Genomic DNA, 16777 nt, shown 5'->3' on the forward strand with positions numbered 1-16777 from the left:
TGCGGCCCGTAATCGGTTCACTTCATGCGTGTCCACACCCTCAACATGCTCTTGATCAGCACAAACGTATAGACCTAACGAAGCACTACTAGGGCTCGGGCCTGCCCTCCGTCACCGCCGCTGAGGCGGCCGCGGCGAAGGCGGACGGGCGTCGGGAGGGGGCGTACGAGTCGCAGAACAACGCGACGGCCCCCGAGGAGTAGGCCGCGGCCCTTGAACGGAACCCGCGGGCCAGGGCGGTCTTCGAGGGGCTCGGCGAGAGTTGCGAAAGCGCCGGTGAGTCTCCGGGGGAGGGGTCACCGGCGCCGTCGCCGCAGGGTCACGCGTTCTTGATCGCGGAGATGTCGAAGTTCAGCTTGATCTTGTCGGAGACCAGCACGCCACCCGTCTCCAGGGCCGCGTTCCAGGTGAGGCCCCACTCGGAGCGCAGGATCTCGGCCTTGCCCTCGAAGCCCACGCGCTCGTTGCCGAACGGGTCCTTCGCGGAGCCGTTGAACTCGAGGTCGATGCTGAGCGGCTTGGTGGTGCCGAGGATCGTCAGGTCGCCGGTGATGCGGTAGTCCTCGCCACCGAGGGACTCGGCCTTGGTGGAGCGGAAGGTCATCGTCGGGAACTCCTCGATCTTGAAGAAGTCCGCGCTCTTGAGGTGCCCGTCACGGTCCGCCGACCCGGTGTCGATGCTGTCCATCTTGATGTCGAGGGAGGCCGTCGACGCGGACGGGTCGCCGCCGTCCAGGTGCAGGGAGCCGCTGAAGTCGTTGAACTTGCCCTTGACGTTGGTGACCATCGCGTGCCGGACGGTGAAGCCGATCGTGGAGTGGGAAGCGTCGATCGAGTAGTCGCCGGTCAGTGCGGTGAGGTCGGTGTTCGCCATGACGTACTCCCAGAAGTGAGGATGTTGAACGTTGAACCACTCAACGGAAACGACCGTAGACCTATTCCGACCGCCTTTCAACGTCATCCGCGAAGTGTTGGCGTGATGGCATCACGGTGGTAGATGCACCGGTATGAAGCCGCAGCGCAGAGCCCCCACGCGACCCAGCCGCAGAGCCGTCTTACTCGCGGCGGCGCTCCTGGCCACCGCCACCGCTCCGCCCGCCCGAGCCGTCACCGCGGCCGACCCCTACGACATCCTCCGCCGCCGCTGGCTCGACATCGCCCTCGGCACGGGCTACGACCCCGCCGCCGAGCCGTACGCCTCCCGCCTCGCCGAGACCGGCGAACTGGCCGGACGCTTCCGCGCCACCATGACCCCCACCCCCACCTCCCTCTGGCCCGGCTTCCCCTACGACCCCCCTGCCGGCATCACCCAGAGCTTCAGCCGCCTGTGGGCCATGACCCAGGCGTACGTCCAACCCGGTACCGGCTCGACCGGCGACGAAAGCCTCCTCGCGGACGTCCTGCGCGGCCTCGACCACCTCTCCGCCACCGTCTACAACCCCTCCACCACGCGCTACGGCAACTGGTGGGAATGGCAGATCGGCAGCCCCCGGCTCCTCATGGACATCACGGCCGCCCTGTACGACCACCTCACGGACGACCAGAAGGCCGCGGCCTGCGCTGCCGTCGACCACTTCATCCCCGACACCATGCTCACCGACTACTCCGGCACCTCCACCGGCGCCAACCGCGTCGACCTGTGCCGCTCCGTCGCCCTGCGCGGCATCCTCGGCGCCGCCCCCGACCGGATCGCCCTCGCCCGCGACGCCCTCTCGCCGGTCTTCCCGTACGTCACGAAGGGCGACGGCCTCTACGCCGACGGCTCGTTCGTCCAGCACACCTGGGTCGCCTACTCGGGCACCTACGGACAGGTCATGCTCGACGGCCTCGGCCGCCTCTTCGCCCTCCTCGCCGGCTCCGCGTGGGAGGTGACCGACCCGAACCGGAGAATCGTCCTCCACAGTGTCGAGCGGGCCTACGCCCCGCTGATCCACGACGGGTTGGTGATGGACAGCGTCAACGGCCGTGCGATCAGCCGCGGTTACCTCAAGAGCGACGACCGGCACGTCCTGCGCAGCGACCACTTCCACGGTCAGGGAATCATCGCCGCCGTCGCCCTGCTGGCGGGCGGCGCGAGTACCGAGGAACAGGAGCGCTGGTACGGCCGTATCAAGGGGTGGATCCAACGGGACACCGTCACACCGGTCCTGACGGCCCCTCAGTTCGGGGTCGCCGACCTCGCCCGTCTGCACGCGGTCGCCGGATCGCCGGTCCCGGCCGCCCCCGAACCCGTCGGCCACCACCTCTTCGCCGCCATGGACCGGGCAGTCCACCGCCGCCCCGGATTCGTCGCGAACATCGCCATGGCGAGCGACCGTGTCGCCGCCTACGAGTGCGGCAACGGCGAGAACCCGCGCGGCTGGCACACCGGTGCCGGAATGGTCTCCTGGTGGGCCGCAGACCCGGGCCAGTACACCGACTGGTACTGGCCGACCGTCGACTGGTACCGCCTCCCCGGCACGACCGTCTCCACGAAACGCCTGCCCGACAGGGCCGGCGGCGAGTGGGGCGAGCCCAGACCGGACGTCCGCTGGGTCGGCGGCACGACCGACGACGAGTACGCGGCGATCGGCCAGCATCTGAAGGGGCTGGAGTCGACGCTGGAGGCACGCAAGTCGTGGTTCTGCGTCGCGGACGCGGTGATCTGCCTCGGCGCGGGCATCACCTGCGCGGACGGCGTCCCGGTCGAGACGGTCGTGGACAACCGCAACCTGGGGGAGGGCGGGACGCAGCCCTTCGTACGGGGGCACGGCTGGGCCCACCTCGAAGGCCACGGCGGCTGGGTCCTGCCCACCGGCAGGCTCCGCACCCTCCGCGAGGACCGCACCGGCGCCTGGTCCGACATCAACACGGGCAGCACGGCCGAGCGGCGCACCCGGCGCTGGCAGACCCTGTGGCTCGACCACGGCACCGATCCGGTGGACGCCGCGTACGCCTACGTCCTCATGCCCGGCGCCTCCCGGCACGCCGTCGCCGCCCGGGCCGCCGACCGCCACTGGCTGTCGGTCCTCGCCAACGACAGCGCGTGCCAGGCCGTCCATGTCCAAGGGCTGGGCCTGACCGCGGCGAACTTCTGGCGGGCCGGCACGGCGGGCCCGCTCACCGTGTCGGCGCCGGCGAGCGTGCTGGTCCGGCGCAGAGGCCGTATCGCTACCCTCTGCGTCAGCGAACCGACCCGGACGGGTGAACCGCTGGAGATCGTCTGGAACCGCCCGGTGTCCTCGGTCGTGCGGGCCGACGACACCGTGGAAGTACGCGGCACGGGCCGCTCGCTGCACCTGCGCGTCACTCCGGGGGCGGCATGCGCCACTCACGGGTGTGAGGTGGCTCTCACGCTCTGACTTTGTACGACCCCTACAAGCGGCAGGCCCCCTGAGCAGTCGGAACGCCTGCATGGCTCCCGGGTTCTGTTCAGTCGCACCAGGAAAACGGGTCGGAGACTGTACGGAGTCGACGGCTCGCTTTCCGCGCGGGTCTTCGTAAGGTCGCTACATGACCGTTTTGGATGAGGCGCCGAGTGAGTCGACGGGTGAGCCGACGGACGCGCGCGGGCGAGTGGCCGAGCTGCACGAGATCCGTGCGGCCGCCCTGGCCGGCCCAGGCGAGAAGGCGACCGAGGCGCAGCACGCCAAGGGCAAGCTGACCGCACGGGAGCGTATCGAGCTGCTCCTCGACCCGGGTTCCTTCCAGGAGGTCGAGCAGCTGCGCCGGCACCGGGCGACGGGGTTCGGCCTGGAGGCCAAGAAGCCGTACACCGACGGTGTCATCACCGGCTGGGGCACGGTGGAGGGCCGGACGGTCTTCGTCTACGCCCATGACTTCCGCATCTTCGGCGGTGCGCTGGGGGAGGCCCACGCCACGAAGATCCACAAGATCATGGACATGGCCATCGCGGCAGGCGCGCCGCTGGTGTCCCTGAACGACGGCGCGGGAGCCCGTATCCAGGAGGGCGTCTCGGCGCTCGCCGGTTACGGCGGCATCTTCCAGCGCAACACCAAGGCCTCCGGCGTCATCCCGCAGATCTCGGTGATGCTCGGCCCCTGCGCGGGCGGCGCGGCCTACAGCCCCGCCCTGACCGACTTCGTCTTCATGGTCCGCGAGACCTCCCAGATGTTCATCACGGGACCGGACGTGGTGAAGGCGGTGACGGGCGAGGAGATCACCCAGAACGGCCTCGGCGGCGCCGACGTGCACGCCGAGACCTCCGGGGTCTGCCACTTCGCCTACGACGACGAGGAGACCTGCCTCGCCGAGGTGCGCTACCTCCTCGCGATGCTCCCGCAGAACAACCGGGAGAACCCGCCGCGGGCGGAGTCCACGGACGCGGCCGACCGGCGCGGCGACGTACTGCTCGACCTGGTCCCGGCGGACGGCAACCGGCCGTACGACATGACCAAGGTCATCGAGGAGATCGTCGACGACGGCGACTATCTGGAGGTCCACGAGCGCTGGGCCCGCAACATCATCTGCGCCCTGGCCCGTCTCGACGGCCAGGTGGTCGGCATCGTGGCGAACCAGCCTTCGACGCTCGCCGGTGTCCTGGACATTGAGGCATCGGAAAAAGCTGCGCGCTTTGTCCAGATGTGTGACGCTTTTAACATCCCGATCGTCACTTTCCTGGACGTCCCCGGGTTCCTTCCGGGCGTCGACCAGGAGCACGGCGGAATCATCCGCCACGGCGCGAAGCTGCTGTACGCGTACTGCAACGCCACCGTGCCGAGGATCTCCCTGATCCTGCGCAAGGCGTACGGAGGGGCCTACATCGTCATGGACAGCCAGTCCATCGGCGCGGACCTCACCTACGCCTGGCCGACGAACGAGATCGCGGTGATGGGTGCCGAAGGTGCCGCCAACGTCATCTTCCGGCGTCAGATCGCCGAGGCCGAGGACCCCGAGGCCATGCGGACCCGCATGGTCAAGGAGTACAAGTCGGAGCTCATGCACCCGTACTACGCGGCCGAGCGCGGTCTGGTCGACGACGTCATCGACCCCGCCGAGACCCGTGAGGTCCTCATCAAGTCCCTCACGATGCTCCAGTCCAAGCACGCCGACCTGCCCTCGCGCAAGCACGGCAACCCTCCGCAGTAACCCGGCGGACCCTCCGCGCTACCCGCGCGGAAACCTCTCTCACGGAGACTGTGACCTATGAACACCCCTGACATCCGCGTCGAGAAGGGCCACGCCGGGCCCGAGGAAGTCGCCGCCATCACGGCGATCCTCCTGGCCCGCGCCGCCGCCCGGCCCTCCGCCGACCCCACCCACCGAGCCCACCCGAAGGCCGGCTGGCGCCGCCTGGAGCGCGAGGGCGGCTTCCGAGCCCCGCACAGCTGGCACTGAGTCCCGCACCAAAAGCCAAGGGCCCCCTCTCTCAGAGAGGGGGCCCTTGGCTTTTGGGGGCGCGGGGAACTGCGCGACAAGCCACCGGGCCGCAGCAGACGGCGTACAACCGTCCGAGGCAGCCCAGTAGCCGCAAGAGGGCCTACCGCAGCCGAGCCATCAACGCGTGCTCGACCAAGGTGATGAGCGCAGACTTCGCGTCCGCCCGGTGGCGGGCGTCCGTCGTGATGATCGGGGTGTCAGGACCGATCTGGAGGGCCTCGCGGACCTCGTCCGGGTTGTACGGCTGGTTGCCGTCGAAGCCGTTGAGCGCGATCACGAAGGGCAGGCCGCTGTTCTCGAAGTAGTCGACGGCGGGGAAGCAGTCGGCGAGGCGGCGGGTGTCGACCAGGACGATGGCGCCGATGGCGCCGCGTACGAGGTCGTCCCACATGAACCAGAAGCGGTCCTGGCCGGGGGTACCGAAGAGGTACAGGATCAGGTCCTGGTCCAGGGTGATGCGGCCGAAGTCCATGGCGACCGTGGTGGTCGTCTTGTCCCCGGTGTGGGTGAGGTCGTCGATGCCCGCTGACGCGGACGTCATGACGGCCTCGGTACGCAGCGGGTTGATCTCCGAGACGGCCCCGACGAACGTGGTCTTGCCCACGCCGAAGCCACCCGCCACCACGATCTTCGCCGAGGTGGTGGAGCGGGAAGGACCGCCGCTAGAGCTTGCGAAGTCCACTGAGCACCCTTTCGAGCAGTGTCACGTCTGGCTGGCCGCCGGCGCTCTCGTCGCCGCCGGGCTGATGGATGGCGACCAGGCCCGCCTCCGCCAAGTCGGCGACGAGGATCCTGGCCACGCCGAGGGGAATGGTCAGCAACGCCGAGATCTCGGCTACCGACTTGATCTCTCGGCAGAGATTGCAGATGCGCTGATGCTCGGGCAACTGGCCCTGCATCTGGTGCGGCTGCGCGGTGGTGTGCACCAGCGCCTCGATGGCGAGCTGGTAGCGCGGGCGGGTCCGGCCGCCGGTCATGGCGTACGGACGCACCAGGGGGTTGTTCGCCGCCCCCGCGGGGGACGGCTCGTGGGAGCGTCGGTGCGGCTGCACGGGCTGGATGCGCGGGGCCGGCGGCTGGTCGTACGGCGACGGCCCGGGACCCTGGGGGTTCTGGGGCGCGTACGGCCGCTGGCTGGGTGCGGAGGGGAAGTTGTAGCGGTTCGGGTTCTGGGAACCGTCGTTCTGACCCTGGCCAGGGCCGTACGACCAATTGCCAGATGAACCACCTGGGGGTGTTGCCACTTTCTCTCCTCCTCCGACTGTGCCGGGCACCCATCACGCTGTGTGGAGCCGCGTCCCGAAACCTTACGGCCCCGGGACGCCAAAACGCACCGTCTGTCTGTCAGTTGAGCAGGCTGCCCTGGAGCTCCGCACGCAGATCGGGTGTCAGGACCGAACCGGCACGGTCCACCAGAAGGGCCATCTCGTACCCAATGAGACCGATGTCCGCCTCGGGGTGCGCGAGGACCGCGAGCGAGGAACCGTCGGATACGGACATGAGGAACAGGAATCCCCGCTCCATCTCCACAACCGTCTGGTTCACCGCGCCGCCCTCGAAGATGCGCGAGGCACCCGCGGTCAGCGAGGTCAGACCCGACGCGACGGCCGCCAGCTGATCGGCACGGTCGCGCGGGAAGCCGTCGGACATCGCCAGAAGGAGTCCGTCGGCGGAGACCACCACCGTGTGGGACACCCCGGGGGTGTTGTCCACGAAGTTGGTGATCAACCAGTTCAGGTTCTGCGCCGCCTGGCTCATCGGGCTCACACTAACGCTCCTGGTTGTAGGTGCTGTCAGAACCGAAGCCCTGACCGTTCGTTTCACTGCCAGCGTTGCGGCCCCGCTGCACACCGCGACGCAAATTGCTCAGCCTGCCCCGTACGTCCTCGGGAGCGCGGGAGACCGACGGGCCTCCCTGGGGGCTGGCTTCGGCGGCTCCCTCGACCAGGTTGGCCTTGGGCACCCGCCGCGGCAGACCGGAGGAGGTGACCCCGCCCGCCTTGGGCTTCTTGAGCGCGGAGGCCTGCTGCCACCGCTCGTCGTTGGACGAGCGCCAGATGTCGCCACCGCCGTTGCTCTCCGGCGCGGAGGCGGGCGACTCCTGGGTCGCGTGCCGCGTGCCGTTCGAGCCGTTCGCACCGCTCCCGGGGGAGCCTCGGCGGGGAAGCCCGGCGTCGGTCAGTTCGTGACCCACGGTGGCGGGGGCCGGCCCCGGACGCTCGAAGCCTACGCGGTCGCGCTCACTCACGTCAGCGGCCTGCACGGATTCCGCTTCCGGAGCGTACTGGTCCGGGTAGCCGTTCCGGTAACCGTCCGGCTGCGGCCAGTCATCCTGGTAGCGGCGCTCCTCGAAGCCCGAGAAGGTCTCCGGGGCAGCCGCGTGCACCGCCGCGGGCTCCTCCTGGACCGGCTCCGGATACGAGGGCTCCGGGTAACCGCCGCCCCGCGAGAAGGTGTCGTTCTGCGGCTGACCGCCGTTGCCCGCGAAGTACGGCTCGTCGTACGCCGGGCGCTTCGGCTCCTCGTACGCCGTCTGCCGCTGCTCCTCGTACGGAGCCTGTCGCTGCTCCTCGTACGGCGTCTGCCGAGCCTCCTCGTACGACGTCTGCTGGTCGTAGGAGGCGGGCTGCTGTTCGGGGAAGCCACCCCGGCCGTTGTCGTAACCGGTCGGCTGGGTGTTGTGGGGAGCGTCGAACGCGTCGGTGTACGACGGGTCCGGACCCTGGAGAGCGGCCGGCTCGCCGCCGCTCTGGGACTCCAGGGCCGCACGGCGCTCCTCGCGCATCAGCGAACGGCCGACCGGGTCCAGCTCGCGTATGTCGTCCGGGACCTCGGAGTAGCGGCTGTCGTCGAAGCCGAGCTCCGCGGCCGTACGCATCGGCAGACCGGTGTTGAAGTCCTCGCCCTGGTAGTGCTGCTGCTCCGGCATGATCTGCGAGACGGTGAACTCGTCGCCGGCAGGCTGCTGCTCGCCGCCACCACCGTGGGTGATCGCGTCGGGCAGCATGACCAGCGAGGTGGTGCCGGCCTGCTCGCCCGAGGGGCGCAGCTGGACGCGGATGCCGTGCCGGTCGGACAGCCGGCCGACCACGAACAGGCCCATGCGCTGGGAGATCGCGGCGTCCACGGTCGGCGGGTTGGCCAGCTTGTGGTTGATGTCCGCGAAGTCCTCGGCGGTGAGGCCGATGCCCTTGTCGTGGATCTCGATCATGACGCGGCCGTCGGGCAGCCGGGTCGCGGTGACGCGGACCTTGGTCTGCGGGGAGGAGAACGTGGTGGCGTTCTCCAGCAGCTCGGCGAGCAGGTGCACGAGGTCGGTGACCGCGCGGCCGTGGATCTCGGCCTCCGGGACGCCCGACAGCTCGACGCGCTCGTACTGCTCCACCTCGGAGGAGGCGGCGCGCAGCACGTCGACCAGCGGGACCGGCTGGTCCCAGCGGCGGCCGGGCTCCTCGCCGGCGAGGACCAGGAGGTTCTCGCCGTTGCGGCGCATACGGGTCGCGAGGTGGTCCAGACGGAAGAGGTTCTCCAGCTGGTCCGGGTCGGCCTCGTTGTTCTCCAGGTCGGTGATCAGGGTCAGCTGGCCCTCGATCAGCGACTGGTTGCGCCGGGACAGGTTGGTGAAGATCGCGTTGATGTTGCCACGGAGCAGGGCCTGCTCGGAGGCCAGTCGTACGGCCTCGCGGTGGACCTGGTCGAAGGCGCGCGCGACCTCGCCGATCTCGTCCTTGGTGTTGATGGGGATCGGGGCGACCCGGGTGTCGACCCGGCCGGGATCGGTGCGCGAGAGCTGGTCGACCAGCATCGGCAGGCGCTGCTCGGCGATACCGAAGGCGGCGTTGCGCAGCTGGCGCATCGAGCGGGACATCTGGCGGGCGACCGCGCCGGCCAGGATGAACGCCAGGAGCAGGGCGACCACGACGGCGGCACCCACGATGAACGCGTCGCGCTTGGCGTCGTCGGCGATGGTCGCGGCCTCGTTCACCGCGGTGTCGGCCAGGTCGGTCTCGATCTGGCGGTAGGCGTTGTACTTGAGCGTGTTCACCGCCCACCAGTTCTCGGCGGTGATGCCGCTCTTGGCGAGCGCCCCACGGGCGCTGTCGTCCATCGAGGGCAGCGTGGCGATGGCGGAGACCATCTCGGTGGAGGTGGACGGCGGCGGGACGTAGGCCGGGTTCTTGGCCGCGGCCTCCTTGGCCAGCGCCGCGCCCTCGGCCTGGATCTGCTTCTTCGCCGTGTCGAGCTTCGCCGCGTCGGCCGCGGTGCCACCGCCGATGTACTCCTCGACTGCGATGCCCTCCAGGTACGCGTACGAGGACAGGGCGACCTTCTGGCTGGCGAAGCTGCTCAGCCCCGGGCCCGGCTTGATCAGCAGGTGCATGCCGATGGAGCGCTGCAGCGACAGGGCCGCCTTGGTGAGCTCGATGGCGTAGACGGTACGGCCGTAGCTGGTGATGTTGCCGGTGCCGAGGCCGAGCTCGTTGGCGAACTCCGTCAGCGGGTGCGCGACCTGGGTGTAGCCCTCTTCGGTCCTCACACCGGTGAACTTGGGGGACGTGTAGGCGCCGGCGCGCAGCGTCTGGAGTGCTCCCTCACCGTCGCGGAACAGCTTGAGGCGGCGCTCGAGGCCCGCCTTCTGCGGCATGTTCTGCGCGGCCTCGTCGAAGACGTCGGCGGCCTGGTCGGTCTTCTTGCGGGCCGCGACGACCGTGGGGTTGTCCTGCCCGTCCCCGCTCAGCAGGGGGGCGGCGGTGATGTCGCGCTCGTTGTAGAGGGCGTCGGCGTAGCTGAGGGAGGCCCGCACGAGCCGGGCGGTGTTCTCCGCGTCCTCGGCCTCGCGCCAGGTGTCGATCGAGCTCTTGACCTGGAAGCCGCCCATGACGAGGCCGACGATCACGGGTATGAGCAGGATCGCGTTAAGCCGGGTCGGCACGCGCCAGTTGCGCGGCGAGAAACGACCGCCGCTGGACGGCGGTGCGGCCGACGGCTCCGGACCGGACACAGGGGAGGGCGCCGCTCCGCGCGGCGGCGGGGTGAAGTTGCCCCGGGCCGACGGCTCGGGACCGTTCTTGCTTCGCCTCACTCGACCAACAACCTCTCGGAGGGGTCGGCACCTTACGTTGTGCCGCAGTCTCTCAGAGCCCAGTACGCCTTCGACTAGTGAGTACGTCGTTGACTATTGGGCAGTTCAGGCATTCCAGCACGACGGCCTGCGCACCTCCAAACATTGGTACGCACGGATTCCGAGTGATGTAAGCCCCAGATAAAACGGTCATAAAGAGCGAGCCCCGTCAAATGACGGGGCTGTGGTGAGCACAGCGAGACCGGTTGGCAACCATGCGTGGCCGTACCACCCGATTCCTCTGCCGAAACGTTATGAACACCGGGGCCGACCGTGTCAAAGACCACAGCCGGCTCCGGGACATCTACGACAACTGCCGTATGGCGCTGTTGCCTTGGGAGTGCGACGACATGTCTTGGGGGTGTTACCGCAGACGTGCCATGAGGGCGTGCTCCACCAGCGTGATCAGGGCACTCTTGGCGTCCGACCGGTGGCGGGCGTCCGTCGTGATGATCGGCGCGTCCGGCCCGATCTGCAGGGCCTCGCGCACCTCCTCGGGAGCGTACGGCTGGTGTCCCTCGAAGCCGTTGAGCGCGACGACGAAGGGCAGGCCGCTGTTCTCGAAGTAGTCGACGGCGGGGAAGCAGTCGGCGAGGCGGCGGGTGTCGACCAGGACGATGGCGCCGATGGCGCCGCGTACGAGGTCGTCCCACATGAACCAGAAGCGGTCCTGGCCGGGTGTACCGAAGAGGTACAGGATCAGGTCCTGGTCCAGGGTGATGCGGCCGAAGTCCATGGCGACCGTGGTGGTCGTCTTGCCTCCGGTGTGGGTGAGGTCGTCGATGCCCGCTGACGCGGACGTCATGACGGCCTCGGTACGCAGCGGGTTGATCTCCGAGACGGCCCCGACGAACGTGGTCTTGCCCACGCCGAAGCCACCCGCCACCACGATCTTCGCGGAGGTGGTCGCCCGCCCCGCGTCAGAGCTTGCGAAGTCCACTGAGCACCCTTTCGAGCAGCGTCACATCGGGAGCGCCGCCGTTGTTCTCGTCGCCGCCCGGCTGGTGGATGGCCACCAGGCCGGCCTCGGCGAGGTCCGCGACGAGGATCCTGGCCACACCGAGCGGCATGGCGAGCAGTGCCGAGACCTCGGCGACCGACTTCACCTCGCGGCACAGGTGGCAGATGCGCTGGTGCTCGGGAAGAAGCCCCATCAGCGCCGCCGGGTCGGCCGTCGTGCTGATCAGGGCCTCGATGGCGAGCTGGTAGCGCGGCCGGGTCCGGCCGCCGGTCATCGCGTACGGACGTACCAGCGGCTGGTCGCCCTCATCCTCGTACGGCTCCGCGTACGGATCATGAGAGGCGGTGGGCGGGGTCATGAATCCTCCGGGCGGGACAGCAAGTCGGTCGGGCAAGCCGTCGGGAAGGCCGGTGGGGGGATTGTGGCGGCCGGACGGTGATTTCGTGAGACGGGTGGATCCGGGGGGATCAGTGGAGCAGACTGCCTTGCAGCTCGGCTCGCAGGTCGGGCGTGAGCACTGCGCCCGCGCGGTCGACCAGCAGTGCCATCTCGTAGCCGACCAGACCGATGTCACAGTCCGGGTGGGCGAGGACGGCCAGCGAGGAACCGTCCGAAACGGACATGAGGAAGAGGAATCCCCGCTCCATCTCCACGACGGTCTGGGCCACGCTGCCGCCCTCGAAGATCCGCGAGGCGCCCGCCGTGAGCGAGGTGAGCCCCGACGCGACGGCCGCCAGCTGATCGGCACGGTCGCGTGGGAAGCCCTCGGACATCGCCAGCAGGAGGCCGTCGGCGGACACGACGACGGTGTGGGACACCCCAGGGGTGTTGTCCACGAAGTTGGTGATCAACCAGTTGAGGTTCTGTGCCGCCTGGCTCATCGGGCTCAACTAACGCTCCTGCTGGTGAGTGGGGTTCGGGAAGCTGCCCGTCTGGCCGTTACCGCCGACCTGACGACCTTGTGCGATACCCCGACGGAGATTGGTCAGCCGGCCGCGAACGTCATCAGGCGAACGCGATACCTGCGGACCGGTTTGGTGCTGTTGCTGCTGAGCCGTACCCGGGACGAGGTTCGCCCTGGGCACCCGGCGCGGCAGACCGGACGTGGTGACACCGCCCGCGGCCGGCTGGCGCACACGCTCCGCCTGCCGGACGAGGTCGTCATTGGGTGAGCTGCGCCAGCCCGCGGAGGCCGCGGGCCGTTGCGGAGCGGCGGCAGGGGTCAGCGGGGCCGCCGGATCCTGCCGCGGGGCCGCGGCGGGGGAGGAGCCGCTGCCGTTGGACGGCTGCTCCTGTCCCTGCGGGCCACCGTGGAACCAGTTGGTCTCGAGCGTGTCGTACAGCGGCGTGCGACCGTCACCGGGGCCCGAGGCCGGCGGCAGCGCCTCCGGCTCCTGGCGGACGGGCCGCTGCTGCGGACGCGGCGGCACGGGCGGCCGCGGGGCACCGAAGTCGGCGCCGTTGCTCTGCGGACGCTCGAACTGGCCCGTGGACGAAGGGTCCTGACGACCCGGCAGGGAGTGCTGCCCCGTGGCGGAACCGTCGTAGCCCGGCATCGGGAACTGACCCGTCGAGCCGCTGTCGTACGCCTGCGGGCTCGGGAACTGCCCGGTCTCCCGCGAGCCGCCGTTCTGCCCGGCAGGCGGGGTGGCGAAGATGTCCGTGCGGACGAACTGACCCGTGTTCTGCGGGGCGTTCGTGCCGGGCCGGGGGAACTCGCCCGTGTCCTGGGGACCGCTCGTGCCCGGCCGGGGGAACTGGCCGGTGTTCTGGGGACCGTTCGCACCCGGTCGCGGGTACTGGCCGGTGTTCTGCGGGGCGTTGAAGTCCGGACGAGGGAACTCCGACGTGGCGCCCGCGCTCGCCGGACTGTGGTGCTCGTCGATCCGCGGCATGCGGGACGTGGCCGCCGGGTCCTGCTCGTCGTGACCGCGCGGAACGTCGAGGGAGGCGCGCGGCACCGGAGGCTGCGCGTTCTCGTCGCTCCAACTGGGCGTACGGGGCTGCGGGTTGTTGCCGCCCGGCAGCTCGGCCCGCGGGCCACCGCGGCCCGGCAGCTGCGGCCGACGGCGCCGGCCCTCGGGGGCCTTGCCGGCGTTCGGGGCCTGCGACTGCGGGGGTACGGCACCCCTGCCGCCGAAGGCGTCCTGACCGCCGCCGAAAGCGTCCTGACCGTTGTAGGCGTCCTGGGTGTTGAAAGCGTCCTGGCCCGGCCCGCCGGTGCCCGCGGCCTGGAGGCCCTGCGGGGCGCCCGGAGCCTGGCCGCCGAACCCGGCGCCCGCGCTGGCCGGAGCGGGCCGGCCCTGCGGAGGCGTACCCGGACCCTGCGCTCCGCGAGGTCCGCCCGGCGCACCGGGGCGACCGCCCTGGCCACTGCCGGGCAGCGCGGCCCGCGGTCCCTGACCGGAGTTGAGCCGTCCGCCCGCGGGGGCACCGGCGCCGAGAGCGCCACCGCCCGCACCGCCGGGCGCGCCACCGCCGAGGACACCGCCACCCTGGCCGTTGCCACGGCGGGCCCCGGCCACACCGGCGGCGGCCTGAGCCCCGGCGGGAACACCGGGGACGCCCTGACCGGGCTTCGGCTGGGGCTTCTTGCCGCCCTGGGCGACATCGACGGGCAGCATGACCAGCGCGGTCGTACCACCGGAGTCGGAGGGGCGCAGCTGGATGCGGATGCCGTGGCGCTGGGACAGCCGGCCGACCACGAACAGACCCATGCGGCGGGAGACGGAGACGTCCACGGTGGGCGGCGAGGCGAGCCGCTCGTTGATCGCGGCGAGGTCCTCGGGGGAGAGGCCGATGCCGGTGTCGTGGATCTCGATCAGGACGCGGCCGTCGGGCAGCGCGTGACCGGTGACCTTGACCTTGGTCTGCGGGGAGGAGAACGAGGTGGCGTTCTCCAGCAACTCGGCGAGCAGGTGCACGAGGTCGTTGACGACCCGGCCGGCCACTTCGGTGGTCGGCACGGACGCCAGCTCGATGCGCTCGTACTGCTCCACCTCGGAGGCGGCGGCGCGGAGCACGTCGACCAGCGGGACCGGACGGGTCCAGCGGCGGCCGGGCTCCTCACCGGCGAGGACGAGGAGGTTCTCACCGTTACGGCGCATACGTGTCGCGAGGTGGTCGAGCTTGAACAGCGAGGAGAGCTGGTCCGGGTCGGCCTCGCGGGACTCCAGTTCGGAGATCAGCGAGAGCTGGCGCTGGATGAGGCCCTGGGAGCGGCGCGAGAGGTTGGTGAACATCGCGTTGACGTTGCCCCGCAGCAGGGCCTGCTCGGCGGCGAGGCGGACCGCCTCGCGGTGCACGTCGTCGAAGGCCGCGGCCACGCGGCCGATCTCGTCCCGGGAGTGCACACCGACCGACTCCACGGACGTGTCGACGTCCTGCGGGTCGGACTCGGAGAGCTGCTTGACCAGCTCGGGCAGCCGGTCCTGGGCGACCTTGGTGGCGGTCTCCTGGAGGCGGCGCAGGGAGCGGATCATGGACCGGGCGACCACGAAGGCGCCGACGAGGGAGACACCGAGAACGAGCAGGATCAGCGCACCGGAGATGATCGCCTCGCGCTCGGACTCGCTGCGCAGCTCGCGGGCCTTCTGCTCCATCTCCTCGAGGAGCGTGTGCTCGATGTTGCCCATCTGCTGGATCTTGGTCGAGCTGTCGTCGATCCAGTCCTTGTACGAGCGCTTGTCCAGGTCGGCGAGGCCGTCCGACCGGCCGAAGGCCCGGCCCGCGTACTGGTCGGAGGCCTCGATGTTCGAGTTGCCGTCCTCGATGGGCTGCAGGAGCTGCTCGGCGTCGTTGTCGCCGTAGATGCTCCGGAAGGTGCTGAGCTCGGACGCCTCACTGTCGAGCGCGCCCTGGCCGTACAGCCGGTCGGTGTCGGAGAGGCTGCCCAGGGTCTTGTTGGAGGCGGGCAGCGCCGCCGCGAGGATCGCGCGCTGGCTGGACGCGTACTCCTTGGCGGAGGAGAAGGCCGACAGGGCACGCGTGCGCTGGATCATCTCCGGGTTGCTGGTCGCCTCGGCCATGTCCTGGGAGAGGTCCAGCAGGTGGGTGATCAGGCGGTGGTAGGACTCCACCGTCTGGGTCGCGTTGCCCTTGGTGTCGTAGGCGTCGCTGCGCACCTTGCTGAGCGTGTCCAGGTCGCGGACCAGGCCGACGAGGCTGTCGCGGACGCCCTGGAGGTTGCCATCCTTGCTGGAGGTGTCGATGTCCTCGGCGGCGTTGATGAAGTTGGTCGCGGCCCGGTCGGTCTTGTCCCGGTAGCCCTTGACCGTGATGTTGCTCGCCGTGGAGTTGTGCGCCAGCGGACCGGCCGACTGGTCGCGCTCCTCCTGGAGGGCGGCGGCCAGCTCGGTGGCCTGCTTCGTCATCTCCGTCAGCAGCTTCATGTTGTCGAGCTGCTGGATGTCGTCCATGGAGTCGTTGATGCGCAGCGCGCCCAGCGAGGTGGCAGCCACCACGGGGAGCGCGAGCAGCGACACCAGGCGCGTGGAGATGCGCCAGTTGCGCAGCGCCAGGCGTGATCCCGGGCCGCTCGGGCTCTTCGGGGGCTTCGCCGGTGGTGTGGCCGGGGCCGCAGGGCCCGAGGACACCGACGCGCCGAGGCGCCCGGGGCCGGAACCGCCGTCGCCGGACGGAGCCAGGCCCGGGTTCTGGGCGTGCTGGGGGGAGGGACCGCGGTCGGTCCCGCCGTGCTGCTCCGGCTCGGCCGAAGCGCTGCCATCCCTCTTGAAACGTCCCTGCACTAGCGTCGCAACCTCTGGACCAGGCACCCCTCCGCAGAACGGAGAAGCACGGTGTCGGCGTTGTGGGGAGCGCCCTGAATGCGCACCCCGGTGGATCGTGTGTGACCCGGCGCTGGCTCCCCCTTCTCACCGCCGCTCGGCGCTTCCCTGCGCCCCCTGTGCGCCGGCTCGATCCCGCGGCGGTCCGTGGAATTCCAGCACAGTGCCGGATCTCCAACAAGGTCCGAGGGTCAGACCGTGACCTACGTGACACCACGTGAGGGCGGTGTCACCGGGTGTGGAAAGCGTTCTCGGCGATACCGGACATAAGCCCGCGAGTCTCCCCGCGGGGGTGGGTGTCCCAGTCGCCATGATCAGGAGCGGAATGATGGCTTCAGGGAGTCAATGTCCGTTTCGTAGGGGTGAGTTGATACTCGGAATTGTCCGGTTTGCCCATAGCTCAGTGAGCAAACTCACACGCCGATCATGAGGTCTCCACGACTCCGGCGGGGAATGGAATGTTTAGCCTGACGCTTTACAAGAGAGCTGCATCTGTCCAACCCACGACATCCGAGGTCGAGTACAACC

General features: G+C 69.9%; 12 protein-coding genes. 3 read left to right on the plus strand and 9 right to left on the minus strand.

The annotated features are described in order from the left end of the window. Nucleotides 1-319 precede the first annotated feature (319 nt). A complete protein-coding gene (locus ACFYRX_RS42815) occupies nucleotides 320-874 on the minus strand; it encodes a YceI family protein (RefSeq protein WP_389112339.1) in 555 nt (184 codons plus the stop codon). Nucleotides 875-1007: 133 nt separating this feature from the next. On the opposite strand from ACFYRX_RS42815, the gene ACFYRX_RS42820 reads away from it, so the two are divergent. From ACFYRX_RS42820 to ACFYRX_RS42830, 3 genes are all read left to right on the plus strand, one after another. Beyond that, nucleotides 1008-3341, plus strand: coding sequence for a polysaccharide lyase 8 family protein (locus ACFYRX_RS42820; protein ID WP_389112341.1), 2334 nt, complete (start codon nucleotides 1008-1010; stop codon nucleotides 3339-3341). A gap of 151 nt (nucleotides 3342-3492) precedes the next feature. Beyond that, on the plus strand, nucleotides 3493-5088 hold the full coding sequence (locus ACFYRX_RS42825) for an acyl-CoA carboxylase subunit beta (RefSeq protein WP_389112343.1): 1596 nt from the start codon (nucleotides 3493-3495) through the stop codon (nucleotides 5086-5088). A 57-nt stretch (nucleotides 5089-5145) separates the two neighbouring features. Then, nucleotides 5146-5337 carry an acyl-CoA carboxylase subunit epsilon gene (locus ACFYRX_RS42830; RefSeq protein ID WP_389112345.1) on the plus strand — a complete coding sequence of 64 codons (192 nt, stop codon included), beginning with the start codon at nucleotides 5146-5148 and terminating at the stop codon, nucleotides 5335-5337. A gap of 142 nt (nucleotides 5338-5479) precedes the next feature. Here ACFYRX_RS42830 and ACFYRX_RS42835 read toward each other — a convergent pair whose 3' ends face one another. From ACFYRX_RS42835 to ACFYRX_RS42870, 8 genes are all read right to left on the minus strand, one after another. Continuing rightward, nucleotides 5480-6061, minus strand: coding sequence for an ATP/GTP-binding protein (locus ACFYRX_RS42835; protein ID WP_026248371.1), 582 nt, complete (start codon nucleotides 6059-6061; stop codon nucleotides 5480-5482). After that, complete coding sequence (locus ACFYRX_RS42840; protein WP_389112346.1) at nucleotides 6042-6623, minus strand: DUF742 domain-containing protein; 582 nt, start codon at nucleotides 6621-6623, stop codon at nucleotides 6042-6044. The genes ACFYRX_RS42835 and ACFYRX_RS42840 overlap by 20 nt, the downstream gene beginning before the upstream one ends. Before the next feature lie 100 nt (nucleotides 6624-6723). Then, entirely contained in the window at nucleotides 6724-7137 is a 414-nt protein-coding gene (locus ACFYRX_RS42845) for a roadblock/LC7 domain-containing protein (RefSeq protein WP_328753410.1), read from the minus strand. Between the two features lie 10 nt (nucleotides 7138-7147). Further along, nucleotides 7148-10462, minus strand: a complete 3315-nt coding sequence (locus ACFYRX_RS42850; RefSeq protein ID WP_389112348.1) for a nitrate- and nitrite sensing domain-containing protein — start codon at nucleotides 10460-10462, stop codon at nucleotides 7148-7150. Between the two features lie 403 nt (nucleotides 10463-10865). Then, nucleotides 10866-11441, minus strand: a complete 576-nt coding sequence (locus ACFYRX_RS42855) for an ATP/GTP-binding protein (RefSeq protein WP_328750782.1) — start codon at nucleotides 11439-11441, stop codon at nucleotides 10866-10868. Further along, on the minus strand, nucleotides 11422-11820 hold the full coding sequence (locus tag ACFYRX_RS42860; protein ID WP_003973454.1) for a DUF742 domain-containing protein: 399 nt from the start codon (nucleotides 11818-11820) through the stop codon (nucleotides 11422-11424). The genes ACFYRX_RS42855 and ACFYRX_RS42860 overlap by 20 nt, the downstream gene beginning before the upstream one ends. A 109-nt stretch (nucleotides 11821-11929) precedes the next feature. Next, nucleotides 11930-12343 carry a roadblock/LC7 domain-containing protein gene (locus tag ACFYRX_RS42865; RefSeq protein ID WP_030611534.1) on the minus strand — a complete coding sequence of 138 codons (414 nt, stop codon included), beginning with the start codon at nucleotides 12341-12343 and terminating at the stop codon, nucleotides 11930-11932. A gap of 9 nt (nucleotides 12344-12352) precedes the next feature. Then, nucleotides 12353-16210 carry a nitrate- and nitrite sensing domain-containing protein gene (locus tag ACFYRX_RS42870; RefSeq protein WP_389112350.1) on the minus strand — a complete coding sequence of 1286 codons (3858 nt, stop codon included), beginning with the start codon at nucleotides 16208-16210 and terminating at the stop codon, nucleotides 12353-12355. Nucleotides 16211-16777: the final 567 nt, after the last annotated feature.

The sequence above is a fragment of the Streptomyces sp. NPDC005374 genome (assembly GCF_042872225.1).
Lineage (GTDB): Bacteria > Actinomycetota > Actinomycetes > Streptomycetales > Streptomycetaceae > Streptomyces.

Excerpts from the sequence above, each read along its gene's own strand:
- ACFYRX_RS42815 (WP_389112339.1), bottom strand. The coding sequence starts at position 874 with ATGGCGAACACCGACCTCACCGCACTGACCGGCGACTACTCGATCGAC.
- ACFYRX_RS42820 (WP_389112341.1), top strand. The coding sequence starts at position 1,008 with ATGAAGCCGCAGCGCAGAGCCCCCACGCGACCCAGCCGCAGAGCCGTC.
- ACFYRX_RS42825 (WP_389112343.1), top strand. The coding sequence starts at position 3,493 with ATGACCGTTTTGGATGAGGCGCCGAGTGAGTCGACGGGTGAGCCGACG.
- ACFYRX_RS42830 (WP_389112345.1), top strand. The coding sequence starts at position 5,146 with ATGAACACCCCTGACATCCGCGTCGAGAAGGGCCACGCCGGGCCCGAG.
- ACFYRX_RS42845 (WP_328753410.1), bottom strand. The coding sequence starts at position 7,137 with ATGAGCCAGGCGGCGCAGAACCTGAACTGGTTGATCACCAACTTCGTG.
- ACFYRX_RS42860 (WP_003973454.1), bottom strand. The coding sequence starts at position 11,820 with ATGACCCCGCCCACCGCCTCTCATGATCCGTACGCGGAGCCGTACGAG.
- ACFYRX_RS42865 (WP_030611534.1), bottom strand. The coding sequence starts at position 12,343 with ATGAGCCAGGCGGCACAGAACCTCAACTGGTTGATCACCAACTTCGTG.